The 11,844-nt window shown below is 49.2% G+C and carries 10 protein-coding genes and 1 riboswitch; of the genes, 3 read left to right on the forward strand and 7 right to left on the reverse strand.

Annotated features, from left to right (window positions below; genetic code table 11):
* Positions 1–28: 28 nt before the first annotated feature.
* The 5 genes from B4E62_RS19405 to B4E62_RS19425 all read right to left on the reverse strand — a co-directional run bounded on the left by B4E62_RS19405 (position 29) and on the right by B4E62_RS19425 (position 4,290).
* Entirely contained in the window at positions 29–670 is a 642-nt protein-coding gene (locus B4E62_RS19405) for an urea amidolyase associated protein UAAP2 (protein WP_331353224.1), read from the reverse strand.
* A 27-nt stretch (positions 671–697) separates the two neighbouring features.
* Positions 698–1,432, reverse strand: coding sequence for an urea amidolyase associated protein UAAP1 (locus B4E62_RS19410; RefSeq protein ID WP_310075266.1), 735 nt, complete (start codon positions 1,430–1,432; stop codon positions 698–700).
* 3 nt (positions 1,433–1,435) lie between these two features.
* Complete coding sequence (locus B4E62_RS19415) at positions 1,436–2,212, reverse strand: ABC transporter ATP-binding protein (protein WP_310075407.1); 777 nt, start codon at positions 2,210–2,212, stop codon at positions 1,436–1,438.
* Between the two features lie 68 nt (positions 2,213–2,280).
* Positions 2,281–3,102 carry an ABC transporter permease gene (locus tag B4E62_RS19420; RefSeq protein ID WP_310075265.1) on the reverse strand — a complete coding sequence of 274 codons (822 nt, stop codon included), beginning with the start codon at positions 3,100–3,102 and terminating at the stop codon, positions 2,281–2,283.
* A gap of 129 nt (positions 3,103–3,231) precedes the next feature.
* Positions 3,232–4,290, reverse strand: coding sequence for a putative urea ABC transporter substrate-binding protein (locus tag B4E62_RS19425; RefSeq protein WP_310075263.1), 1,059 nt, complete (start codon positions 4,288–4,290; stop codon positions 3,232–3,234).
* Positions 4,291–4,360: 70 nt separating this feature from the next.
* Positions 4,361–4,501: riboswitch (guanidine-I (ykkC/yxkD leader) on the reverse strand.
* Positions 4,502–5,027: 526 nt separating this feature from the next.
* On the opposite strand from B4E62_RS19425, the gene B4E62_RS19430 reads away from it, so the two are divergent.
* Both B4E62_RS19430 and B4E62_RS19435 read left to right on the forward strand, forming a co-directional pair.
* Entirely contained in the window at positions 5,028–7,457 is a 2,430-nt protein-coding gene (locus B4E62_RS19430; RefSeq protein WP_331353225.1) for a DUF1631 family protein, read from the forward strand.
* Positions 7,454–7,816 (forward strand): PilZ domain-containing protein, encoded by a 363-nt coding sequence (locus B4E62_RS19435; protein ID WP_310075260.1) that lies wholly within the window; start codon positions 7,454–7,456, stop codon positions 7,814–7,816. Before B4E62_RS19430 ends, B4E62_RS19435 begins: the two co-directional genes overlap by 4 nt.
* Before the next feature lie 21 nt (positions 7,817–7,837).
* Here B4E62_RS19435 and B4E62_RS19440 read toward each other — a convergent pair whose 3' ends face one another.
* Together B4E62_RS19440 and B4E62_RS19445 are read right to left on the reverse strand one after the other, a co-directional pair.
* Complete coding sequence (locus B4E62_RS19440) at positions 7,838–8,896, reverse strand: phospholipase A (RefSeq protein ID WP_331353226.1); 1,059 nt, start codon at positions 8,894–8,896, stop codon at positions 7,838–7,840.
* 64 nt (positions 8,897–8,960) lie between these two features.
* The gene (locus B4E62_RS19445; RefSeq protein WP_310075254.1) at positions 8,961–9,929 is read right to left on the reverse strand and encodes a hypothetical protein; all 969 of its coding nucleotides are present in this window, start codon (positions 9,927–9,929) and stop codon (positions 8,961–8,963) included.
* A 248-nt stretch (positions 9,930–10,177) separates the two neighbouring features.
* Here B4E62_RS19445 and B4E62_RS19450 point away from each other — a divergent pair, with 248 nt between their 5' ends.
* Complete coding sequence (locus B4E62_RS19450) at positions 10,178–11,668, forward strand: tryptophan halogenase family protein (RefSeq protein ID WP_331353227.1); 1,491 nt, start codon at positions 10,178–10,180, stop codon at positions 11,666–11,668.
* The last annotated feature ends 176 nt before the right edge of the window (positions 11,669–11,844 follow it).

The following is an 11,844-nucleotide window of genomic DNA, read 5'->3' on the forward strand; positions in this document are numbered from 1 at the left end:
GGCCGTCCACTGAGGATATTGAATTTAATTAATTCCAAACGATAACTTCAATCGGCGTTGGGTTATAACCATTGCACGGGTTGTTTAATTGCGGGCAATTGGAGATCAGCATCACGATATCCATTTTCGCTTTCAGCTCAACATATTTTCCGGGTGCAGAAATGCCATCTTCAAAGGTGAGTCCACCATCTGCGGTGACGGGAACATTCATAAAGAAGTTTATGTTGTGGATGATGTCACGTTTGCTAATACCAAATTCGGGATGTTCTGCAATTGCGAGCATCCAGCTGTCGCGGCAGGCGTGCATGCAGCGCTTTTCCAAACTGTAGCGAACGGTATTGCTTTCTGTTGCGCAGGCACCACCGAGGGTGTCGTGGCGGCCGCAGGTATCGGCGACGATTTCCAGTAATTCGCGATTGGCATTGGACATTAATTTAGTGCCCGCCGATAAATACAAATTGCCCTGGCTGCGGATAGTATCCATCGCGCTGTAGCGCTCGCTTGGATCTTTGGCGTTATAAAATAAAACGTCAGCGGCTTGATTGCCTTTTAAATCGACAATACGAAAAGTTTGCCCTTGTTTTATTTCGCCGAGAAAATAATCGCCTGCGGGCACATAGTGTGTAGAGAACGCAGTTTCAGGGTGTAGGTTGCTTTGGATATGTGACATGTCTTCCTCAACTATTTCGCAGCTAAACTATTTTGCAGACAGGTAATAAAGCGCGTTGTTTTGAAAACCGCGCTGGTTTTCTTCGCGGAAGTTTTTACAGTAGTCATCGTCGCTGACTGGTTCTGCTTCCCCTAATTCAATTTCCACTGAAGTAAACGGATAGGTTTTCGATTTATTTAATGGATGTGGACAGGCGTGCATAATAACCATGGTGTCCATTTCAAAACGCAAGGTGACACTGTTGCCAGCCGATTGGTTTTTAGTGTCGAGCCGGATATTGCCATGATCATCTGCGATGACTTTGCTAAACCAGTTGATATTGGACGCCATATCGGCGCGCCCCAAACCGTATTTTGCAAGTTCAACTAAAAAGGCGTCATAGCCATTTTGTTTCCACTGATTGCGATGGGTTTGGTAATCGCGTTTCCCCCACTGCTTTTCGATCAGTTCGGCAGTGCTATTGCCGCAAATAGTATCGTGCCAATTACCTTCGCCGTTCGCGGAATAGTCTTCAACAATCGAAGCAAAAATTCTGCCCATATCAGAATACAAGCAATTGCCGCGTTGCAATTTAAACGTGTGTTGGCATTTGAGTGTGTCGGGCGCGTTGTAGCGTTCCAATAAATTGCGCGGGTTGTAAAACAGCATGCCAACGTTGGCGCCGCCTTCGATGTCAGTAATTTTCATCAGGCTGCCGCGGCGCAACTCCAGTGACCAGTGGCCGTTGCCGGGCAGGGTAGTGGTGTACAACATCTTACTCATGAGTTAAAAATCCTGTGATTCTTGGGCAATCGTTTGTAATTCATAAGGCACTTCACTTTTGCGACGGGTAACCGGTAGGTCATAGGTAATATTTGCACCGTAAGCACCAGGGGCTTGATTGTCGCGCCGCAATTTGTCGAACACCCACAGGCGTGTGCCTAAATAAAATCCTTCGCTTAAATCGTGCGTCACCATAAACACGGTGAGCTGGTGTTCGCGCCAGAGTTCCAAAATTAATTGATGCATGTCGGCGCGAATACCCGGGTCGAGTGCACCGAAGGGTTCGTCGAGTAATAAAATGCGCGGCTGGCGGATAAGCGCTTGGGCGATGGCTAACCGCTGTTTCATGCCGCCCGATAACTCATGCGGATAACGATTTATTGCGTGGGTTAATCCAACCGATTCCAGCAGCGCTTTGGCTTCATCAACAACTTTGCGTTTTTTACTGCCGAATAATTTCCCCAATATTGGGGAGTGCTCAAATTCGCGCGCGATAATCACGTTTTCTAACACGGTGAGATGAGGGAACACGGAGTATTGCTGAAACACTATGCCGCGCGATTGATCGGGTTCGCTGCGAATCGATTTCCCATCCAACAGTAATTCACCGGACGTGGGCGACTCCATGCCCAACAACATTTTTAAAAAGGTACTTTTGCCGCAGCCGGAAGTGCCCACCATGGTAATAAATTCACCGGCTTTTACGCTCACATTCATGCGTTCCAACACCACGTTGTCGCCGTATTTTTTCCACAGGTTTTTTGCCTGAATCATGGGCATAGCTTTGGCTCTTTTTTCATCTATGTATTTTTTATCAAAAGGGATAATGGTCATTGGGTGGCCGCCTGTCACTTTGTTGTTGCTTGATAGTGCCAGGGGAAACATGTGGTGCTGAGCTTGACGAGTAACCAATCCACTAAAAAGGCGAGTAAGGTAATCCAGGCAACATAGGGCAGGATCACATCCATGGACATATAACGGCGTACCAGAAATATGCGATAACCCAGACCGTCGGTAGAAGCAATTGCTTCTGCGGCAATTAAAAATAACCATCCGGCACCGAGCGATAAACGCACGGCATTAATCAAACGTGGCAGCAATTGCGGAATTAATACGCGCACCAAGATTTGCCAGGTAGATGCGCCTAGGGTTTGTGCTTTAACTAATTGTTCAAGCGGAATTTCCTGGGTGCAGCGCTGAATATCGCGCGCGATAAATGGCGCAACGCCGATCACAATCAACGCCACTTTGGATAATTCACCCAAACCAAAGACGATAAATAACACCGGCAAAAGCGCCATGGGCGGAACCAGTGAAATAATGGTTAACAGCGGCGCTATGGGCGAATAGATGGTGGGAATCGCGCCGGTTAATATGCCGATAGTGAAGCCTAAAATAGCGGCGATAAAAATGCCGAGCGTTAAGCGATACAAACTGCTGAGCGTATCTTGCCAAAATAAATATTCACCACTGCGTTTACTCGGTTCAAACGCGAGGTTGCCAATTGCATCGCCCATTTGTGCAAAGCTGGGTAGCAGTTTGTCGTTGGCATTTTCGGCGAGGCGTGCATCGGAAGCGATCAAATAAACAACGAGCAGCAGAGCAAACGGCAGAATCCCCAGTAAAAGTTTGAGCGGTTTTGAGGGCGTTAGATTAATTAATCGTTTCATGGGCATCTTCTTTATAGTGTGGTCGTCACTCCCGCGCACGCGGGAGTCCAGCTTTCAATTTGATTACGCGGTGTGTGGATCCCCGTTTGCGCGAGGATGACGACTCACTGATTAATCAGTGTCAGACAATTAAAGTTTTTTATCTGCTGCCATTTGCATATAAGTCGCATCAAAACGCAGCTTCACGTTTTTCTTATCACCGTACACACCTTTAGGGCCTTCTACGCCGATGTATTTAGCATCGGGTGCACCCTCACCTAACAGGCCGTGATCAAACGAAAACTCAGCAACTTTCTGCATGGTTTTTAACAGTTCTTCGCTATTGATAAGAGCAAGAGCTGAAGCGGGTGTGTAAAACATTTTTGTGCTGGCGAGTTGCGATTCAAAACCGGCGAGGTCAGTCCCTGAGGCAACAGCCATAGCGGTTTTGGCAGCAGCAGCGGCTTTGTCTGATCCGCTCATTACGCCCATAATTTCGTACCAGGCGCCAACAAGGGCTTTACCGAGTGCAGGATTCTTTTTCAGGGTTTCGGTGTTCACTATCATCAAATCCATAATTTCACCAGGAATTTGTGATGAGTCGAAAACTTTGGTGCTGTTAGGTTGTGCGAGGATTTCGCTTAGCAGTGGATTCCAAGTGGTAACCGCGGTGACATCTTTAGTGCCGTACACGGCGACCATATCGGCGTCAGAGGTGTTAACGACTTTGACATCGGACTCTTTCAAACCGACAGTTTCCAAACCGCGCGCAAGCAGGTAATGAGATACGCTCAGTTCAACCAGATTGACTTGCTGGCCTTTAATGTCTTTCAGCGTTTTACCACCTTTGAGTACAACGCCATCGTTACCGTTGGAGAAGTCGCCGACGATCAATGCGGTTGAATCTACACCGCCAGCAGCGGGGATGGTGAGCGCATCCATGTTTGTCATTACACAGCCATCAAATTGGCCTGCGGTGTATTGGTTAATGGATTCGACGTAATCGTTGATTTGCACAACTTCAATTTCGATGCCGTATTTTTTTGCCCATTTATCGACAATTTTTTGTTCGGCCCCGTAGCCCCACGGCATCCAACCAACATAGATGGACCAGCAGACTTTGAATGGTTCAGCAGCGCTGGCACAAGCGGCGGAGAGGGAGAGTGTAATGGCCAGTAATACTTTTTTAAGGCGGGATTGACGCAACATGAATAACCTCCAGCGGTTTTGGTGACATCGGCGCAAGCAAATGGGAGCACTCTGGCGATTAGGCCATTCCATCTCCCGGGCTTTTATCCCGCCGTGTAACCTCAAGACAGTTGCGGGCGTTTAGCCTTTTGCCTGCCTTGGGAGGTCGGAAGCTCTCGGACCAGACATCGCTTGATAAAATCAAGTGACCGGAACCCTAGCCTCCTATTAACAAATTGTGTGTACAGATTTGTTGAATAGCTAAAACCACCCAGAGTGCGAATCAGTTATTACGGGGGGGCTATCGCAATATGAGTGCCAATTTTTTAATTGCCTGATTTTGAAAGGGATTTGGGAGTTTCATGGAGGGAAGTTATGCCTATATGTGTTCCATGGTGGGGCGCGATACTGTGCGTGCTGGATTATTTTGGTGCGCCGGGCGTGCGGTTGCTCAAGGAACATTTATCCAAATATTGAAAAATCAGGATTTACTTATCTTTCGAACGGCTGGAAAGGCATCTTTGCGGCGATTTGCGTAGATCGTGCTATTTTTAATCTAACTGTGAGCCAATAGTCTTATTGGCTGGAAGAAATCTCACAAGCTGTTAAGATTGTCGCTCAGGACAACCTATATAGAAGATTCACTCATCTAGTCTCTAGGTTCGCAGGCACTGATTCCAAGCGCGGTTAGCGCAAAACCAGCTTGGTAATAATAGGCGCTAGGGAATATGAAATTCATGGAAAAACACGGAATAATTATGCATAACTCAGGCTTACCTGGTTCTGATATTAATAAGTCTTCTCCGTATTCTGCGGTAGCCATGTCAGAGCAATTGGTCATTCAATATTTAAAACATTGCCGCGATTTAACGCGCGGTTTTGCGTACCGTGTTTTCCCTAATTTTTGGCGGCAGTGGTGTAAGCAGGTTCTGGAAGTTGCTGAACAGGCTAAATCTAATAAAGACCAGATAGCCCTCTATGAAACCCAAAATTTACTTGCAGCTGTACAGCAAGCGGCTGAACAAGAGTTTTGCCAGCATCTGGCCAACGGTTTTGTAAAATTCAAGAATAAATCCCTTAATACCCTGACGGGCGAAGAGCGTTTTAGCGGCGATATTCTTTCGTTGGTGGAACATTCAGACCTTGAAGAAACCATCGCTATTACCTCTATTACGCATCGCGCCGACAATTTTTTTGCCGAGCAGCTCTGGGCATTGCAGCAGCGTTTGGCGCTGTTAAATGATGGCGAAAAGATTGATGAGCGCGCCAACCCTGCCAGCCCGGTACAATTTTGTGAATCGCTGCGCAAGCTGCTCGCCAATCTGGATATTGATGTCAAAACCAAAATCATCGGCTACAAGTTGTTCGATCAAGACGTGATTGGCATGCTCGATGGGCTATACGATGAGCTGAATGATTACCTGATCCGCCAAAACCTGTTGCCCAATCTCCGCTTTGTTCCCGCCAGTGACAAGCCGGCTGACCACAAAACGGATGAGGCGATGCAGGATGATCCCTTCGAGCGCAACGACGGGCCAGTTGACGAGCAGCAACAAGTCGAAGAAGAACAGCAGCATCAGCGCCGTGCGAGCGATAAATTGCTCAGTGGTGCGCTCAACCCCAATGATATCCAGTACCAAAACAGCCTGTTGAACGCGATCCGCCTGTTGCAAACCCATGTAACCCAGGCATTGCCTGCAATCCAGGCTGCACATTTCAATCCTCAAGCGGTGGTTGCTGGTCAGGCGGCGAATAGCCCGGTGATCAACCCCAATGGAGCAGTTGTCGCTACCCCTGCTGTGCCTACAGCGTCACCCGCTAATTTACAGGTCTACACCCAAAATCAATTGGTGAGTGTGCTGGAACAGATGCAAACCCAGGCCTTTAGTGTGACCCAGCAGGTGCTGGCTAACCATGAGTCGGGCCCTGTGCCTATTGCACCGCAAATGGTGGCCGAGGTTGGCCGCAAGATGATGGAGCAGATCGCCAGCGAAAACGAAAATGGCGCAGTAGAAGCGGGTGATATGCAGACCATTGACTTGGTCGGTATGTTGTTTGAGTACATGCTGTCTGATGATCACTTGCCCGATTCTGTCAAAGCATTGCTCAGTTATTTGCATACGCCGTTTCTGAAAATCGCCTTTATCGACAAGGGTTTTTTTGAGCAACCTGAGCACCCCGCGCGCGTGCTGCTCAACAGTCTTGCCGAAGCCGGTGTGCGCTGGGTGAGTAATGATGGCAGCGACCAATACGATATCTTTACCAAGATCAAAACCACGGTGTTTCGCCTGCTGCAGGAATTCAAGAATGATGTGCGCATCTTTGCCGAATTGCTGATTGAGTTTAATGCCTATACCCACAATGTGGCGCGTCGCCAGGAATTGATGGAGCGTCGCGCGCTGGAAAAAGCCCAAGGCGAAGAAAAACTGCGCGAAGCGAAGATCCAGGTGAATAACGAGGTGCGAGGCCGCACCGATAATCGCGATATGCCCTCGGCGATATTGCTGTTGTTGTTGCAACCCTGGTCGGACTACCTGTCGTTTGTGCTGCTGCGCTACGGCGATAAATCCGACAGTTGGAAGCGCGCCCTGCAAGTGATCGACGATTTGCTCTGGACGCTGGAGCCCAAAACCAAGCAGCCGGACAAAGTAAAACAAATGGAGCTGCAGGATGGGCTGCTCGCCGCCCTTGAGCGTGGTTTTGAAACCATCGGTTATGAGCAGGCCAAAGGTCGCAAGCTTTTGGATGCGGTTGTCTCGCTCCAGCGCATGGCGCTGTTGAGCCGCAAAGCCGAGCCTGCCCCAGCGCCCATGCGCACCAAGTTGGAATCGTTGGCGGCAGAAAAAGCCGGACATATGGTGGCGCAGTTGCAGCCGGTGTTGCCGGAAGAGGCCAAGATTGTTGATAGCTTGAAGATGGTGGAGTTTGGTACCTGGTTTGAATTTGATGGTGGCAAGCGCCTGAAAGTGGCCTGGTACAATAAAAAGACCCAACACTACATGTTGGTCGATCAGCAGGGGCGCAAAGTGTCGCTCGCGGCTGGCCTCCAATTGGCGCGCGATATGCTCGCGGGCCGCGCCCGGATTATCGCGGGCAGCACCAAACCGTTTTTCGAGCGCGCCTTGGAAAACATCTATCACACCCTCAATGAACGAGCCGATACTCTTAAAACCGGTAATACATCATGACCCACAACTGCTCACGTGAACACGACAGGGAGTTGGAGCGCCATACAATCAATGGCGATGTAGATGTGTACGATAACCTGCGCGACCAATACATCGGTCGCTTGGTCAATATTCACACGCAGGGATTAATGATTGTAGGTGACGTCGCCATGGAGGAAGATCGCCTTTACACTCTGGATTTGCATGTGCCGGAGCCTGTTAATGGACAGATGGTGATCCAACTGGGTGCTGACTGCCTCTGGGCGCGCGATGCAGATTTGTCGGGTAAACACTGGACCGGATTTTCGATTATCGATGTATCACCGCAGGCGACCGAGTCTATCCGCACCCTTGTTGATTTGTTGGGCGAAGCCTATTAGCCTTGCCCTTTGCGGTATCAGCTAAAACAAGTCGGTAAACACAATACCCAGTGCAAACACTTCCATATCGGTGTTGTAATCAATCAGACTATGGCCATAGCCGTTAAAGTATTTCAGCTGGCCGCGCAAATTGGAGCTGATCGGAAAACTCCAGCCCAGCTCCAGCGCCCCCTTGTTATCGGCATGTAAATTGTTGCGCAGCATAATGCTGTAGATGTCATCGCTGTGTTGATAGGCACTGTTAAGTTCAAAATTCCCCATGTAATCAGTGATGTCTGGATTGTCGTCTCCATCAGGATCACCTGGAAATTCTTGCTCTGGCTCAGGAATGCGGTACCAGGGACTGAGCGCGAACGCAAAATTGCCGCGTTCAAATACCGTGTTCAGCATTACCCGATTCCAGCTGCGCGATAGCAACCCACCTTGACCATTGGATTGATGGTTCAGCACAACCTCGTTCAGCGCATTGCGAAACCCCAATATTTCCCAATCATTGGAAAAGCTCAGAATCAATTCGGGTTGGTGGTCAGTTTCGCGAAAGGGGGCTGAATCCTTATCGCTATACACCTGCCAAAGTGAATGGTTGGTGTAGCCGAGGTAAAGATGGCCATTGTCGCCAAACAGGTCTTCACGCAGCAGAATCTTGATGCTGAGTTGGAAGTCCACCTCCGTCTTGCTCAGGTCAAGCAGCGGTGATTCATCCTCCCTTTGGTAAGGACCGGTGTTGGGGTGTTCGGTAAAGCTTAAGGGGAACAAATAGTTGCGTTTATGCGGGGTAAGCACAAAACGGCTGGAGCGGTTGAGCGCCTCCAGAGTCAGGCGCTTTTGTAGTACCCAGTTGGTTTCTTCCTTCTCGTCCGCTACCGGCGTTTCAATTACTCGCTGGCGCTGCTCGTGCAGCAGCAGGCAGGCCTGTTTTAATTCCGCTACCGTCATGGATTCTGCAGCACCCACCACTGAGGCTTGCAAGCAGTGGTTCATTGCTTCGGTGCTGAGTTCAATAGTTGGGGCTGTGGTATCGGCAGCGAGTGCAGACAAAGGGATAGAGGCAAATACCCCGATTAACCAGAGTTGACGCATAGAGGTTCCCTAAAATAGACAGAGCCCATTGTAGGGAGTGAGACCCAAGAGGCAAGTACTTTGATTAGTAGGATTGCACCCAGACTTCGATATCCTGCTCATGCCATTGGGTAAGGAGTTGCACACCTTCATCTACAACCTTCAAATACACATCGATAATATCGGTTGCCAGGCTGAACAGGCGGCTACTGTCGGTGTTGATTTGATGTGCATTTACCACATCGCTCTCCACCATCGACAATAAAAACTCCAGCTTAATCTCATAGCTTTTGAGTTGGCCAAGCAGACTCAGATCGCTGTCCAGCAGGCCTTCAAGGCGCTTGGTCTGATGGCGCAGTTTCTCGTTGTTTACCCGTGTGCATTGGATAACGTAGCGCAGTTTGCTGGCGAAATCTTTGTCGCAGTAGCCGAGTGCCGAGGCGTAAGTCGCCAGCGCACGGATACGGCCAATCTGCTCCGCCACTGCCGGCATCAGGCGCGTCGCAAAATGCAGCACCTCGAGGTATTTAAAGCGGTTGGGATAGAGGGTTTCATCGGCGTGGATAACCTTGGGTTCGACCATCTCCGGCATGGATTGGGAGGTAGGTTGTTCCAGTTGTTTACCCAGCGCTGCCACCATGCTCAGCAACTGTTCGATCAGATGGCAATGCAGTTCGTAGTTATCGATCACCGCATCTTCCTGCCAATCGCGGCTAATTGTCAGCCAGGCATTGCTCAGATTTTCCTGATCACGCGGGCTAAGCAGGGCAGAGCTGCGAGAGGAAAATGCCTGCAGCAACTCCAGCCGACGCTCCAATTGCACCTGCAAATGCGCCAGCTCGTCCCGGAACTGTTGGTTGCCTCCAAGGGTGCCCATGGTCATACCGCGATGGCGCTGTACTGCCTTGATCATATGGATCAGCTGCTTCGCGAGCGTCAATGCATCCAATCGTTGGTGATAAAGGTCGCAGAAGTGTGCAAATTGGCTTGAGCCTTTGCTGCGAGATGGTGCAATCGGGGTTGCCCCCTGTCTGTTGATGGTGCTTGCTGCCATTCTTTGCTTTACTCCAAATACCTGAAAACGCGGGATTGAATGCAGTTGATGCGCTTATCTGGCGCGCTCTAATACTTTGCCCGTTATTGACTTAAGACTACAGCAACAGCTATGCCAGACCATCCTGATGCATGGTGCGTAGGCAGCCAAGCTCCATTAATATATGATTAATGAGACTAGTGGCTCTGGCGTGGGGCCAAGATCCATTCCTTCATAACAATGATAACAATGCCGCAATGGGAGTTTTGATGACGACTAATCCTGTAAAAAAAATCCTGATTGTTGGTGGTGGCACTGCGGGCTGGATGACCGCCGCCTATTTGGCGCGTTGGCTTGAAAAGGTCGATATCCAAGTCACGCTGATTGAATCCGAACTCATTGGCACTATCGGCGTGGGCGAGGCAACTGTCCCCGGCATCCATCAGTTCATTAAGGATCTTGCAATTAAAGAAAGTGAGTTTATCAAGGCAACCAATGCGACATTTAAGTTGGGTATTGAGTTCGATCAGTGGGCGGGAATAGATACCCGTTTTTTCCATCCGTTTGCCGGCTATGGAGTTGAAATTGAAGATCGCCCTTTTTATAAAACCTGGTGGTGGGCAAAAAATCAGGGCTATTCAGAGGGGTTAGATAAATTTTGCCTGTGCACTCAACTGGCACAAGCGGGCAAATTTGCGCAACCCAGCTTTGACGAAAAAAGCCGTTTGGCCTGGTACAACTACGCTTACCATTTTGATGCTTCATTATTCGCGAAATTTCTACGCCGCTATGCAGAACAAAGAAATGTGCAGCGCATTGAGGGCAAAATCAATCACGTCCAATTGGATGGAGCCAGCGGATTTATCCAGTCTGTATCGATGGAGTCAGGGCTGGTAGTCGAGGCCGATTTATTTGTGGATTGCACGGGAATGCCAGCACTGCTGATAGGCAAAACACTCGGTGTTGGCTACGAAGATTGGAGCCACTGGCTGCCGTGTGACAGCGCCCTCGCAGTGCAAACCAAAAGTGTGGTGGAGCCTGATCCCTTTACTCGTTCATCGGCGCGCACGGCTGGGTGGCAGTGGCATATTCCGCTGCAACATCGCGTTGGTAATGGGTACGTTTATTCCAGCCAGTTTATTTCCCATGAGCAAGCGCGCGAAGAGTTGCTGAATAATTTAACTGGCGAGCGAGTGACTGAGCCAAAACTGATTCGTTTCACCACGGGAATGCGCAAGGATTTTTGGTCCAAAAATTGTGTCGCGATTGGTTTATCGAGTGGTTTTTTAGAGCCGCTTGAATCGACCAGCATTTCGTTGATCCAAACCGGCATCAACAAAATGACGGGCTTCATGGTGAACTTTGAAATTGATGAAAAACACGTTGCCGAGGCTAATCGCCTGAATCGTTTGGAATACGAGCGCATTCGGGATTTTATTATCCTGCATTACAAACTAAATGGCCGATCCAATCCGTTTTGGCAGCATGTCAGGGCGATGCCAATACCTGCAAGCCTGGAAGGAAAAATGTCACTGTTCCGCGCATCTGGCGATATCAAAATGTTGGAGCAGGAGTCGTTTAAAGAGGATAGCTGGGTGAGCATGTATTACGGTTTCGGGGTGCAGCCCCATGCACCGGCGTCATTAACTGACCCCGAAAGAATCCAGATGATCATGAATAAAATGAAAATCGCCGTTGCAAAGGGGGTGCAGCTCGCCCCCTCTCATGCGGAATTTATCCAAACTATTGGCACGCCATAAATCGGCACGGCATCGCCGATACCCATTCCCACCTGTTTCCTGCATCGGACACTAGTCTCAATTGCCATTGGCAAGTGACGCCTTAATCATGGTTGTTTCCTTTTGTAGCAGGTGTTTTGCGCTATTCGATGTCATAGGTAATAAATCTTGCACGTATAAAAACATTGGCTTAACAT

It is taken from the genome of Cellvibrio sp. UBA7671 (genome assembly GCA_002483145.1).
GTDB classification, from domain to species: Bacteria; Pseudomonadota; Gammaproteobacteria; order Pseudomonadales; family Cellvibrionaceae; genus Cellvibrio; species Cellvibrio fibrivorans.

What these genes read in the sequence shown, in the direction of transcription:
- B4E62_RS19450 (WP_331353227.1), top strand. Translation starts at nt 10,178, where the DNA reads ATGACGACTAATCCTGTAAAAAAAATCCTGATTGTTGGTGGTGGCACT.
- B4E62_RS19410 (WP_310075266.1), bottom strand. Translation starts at nt 1,432, where the DNA reads ATGAGTAAGATGTTGTACACCACTACCCTGCCCGGCAACGGCCACTGG.
- B4E62_RS19440 (WP_331353226.1), bottom strand. Translation starts at nt 8,896, where the DNA reads ATGCGTCAACTCTGGTTAATCGGGGTATTTGCCTCTATCCCTTTGTCT.
- B4E62_RS19445 (WP_310075254.1), bottom strand. Translation starts at nt 9,929, where the DNA reads ATGGCAGCAAGCACCATCAACAGACAGGGGGCAACCCCGATTGCACCA.
- B4E62_RS19405 (WP_331353224.1), bottom strand. Translation starts at nt 670, where the DNA reads ATGTCACATATCCAAAGCAACCTACACCCTGAAACTGCGTTCTCTACA.
- B4E62_RS19420 (WP_310075265.1), bottom strand. Translation starts at nt 3,102, where the DNA reads ATGAAACGATTAATTAATCTAACGCCCTCAAAACCGCTCAAACTTTTA.
- B4E62_RS19415 (WP_310075407.1), bottom strand. Translation starts at nt 2,212, where the DNA reads ATGCCCATGATTCAGGCAAAAAACCTGTGGAAAAAATACGGCGACAAC.
- B4E62_RS19425 (WP_310075263.1), bottom strand. Translation starts at nt 4,290, where the DNA reads ATGTTGCGTCAATCCCGCCTTAAAAAAGTATTACTGGCCATTACACTC.
- B4E62_RS19435 (WP_310075260.1), top strand. Translation starts at nt 7,454, where the DNA reads ATGACCCACAACTGCTCACGTGAACACGACAGGGAGTTGGAGCGCCAT.
- B4E62_RS19430 (WP_331353225.1), top strand. Translation starts at nt 5,028, where the DNA reads ATGCATAACTCAGGCTTACCTGGTTCTGATATTAATAAGTCTTCTCCG.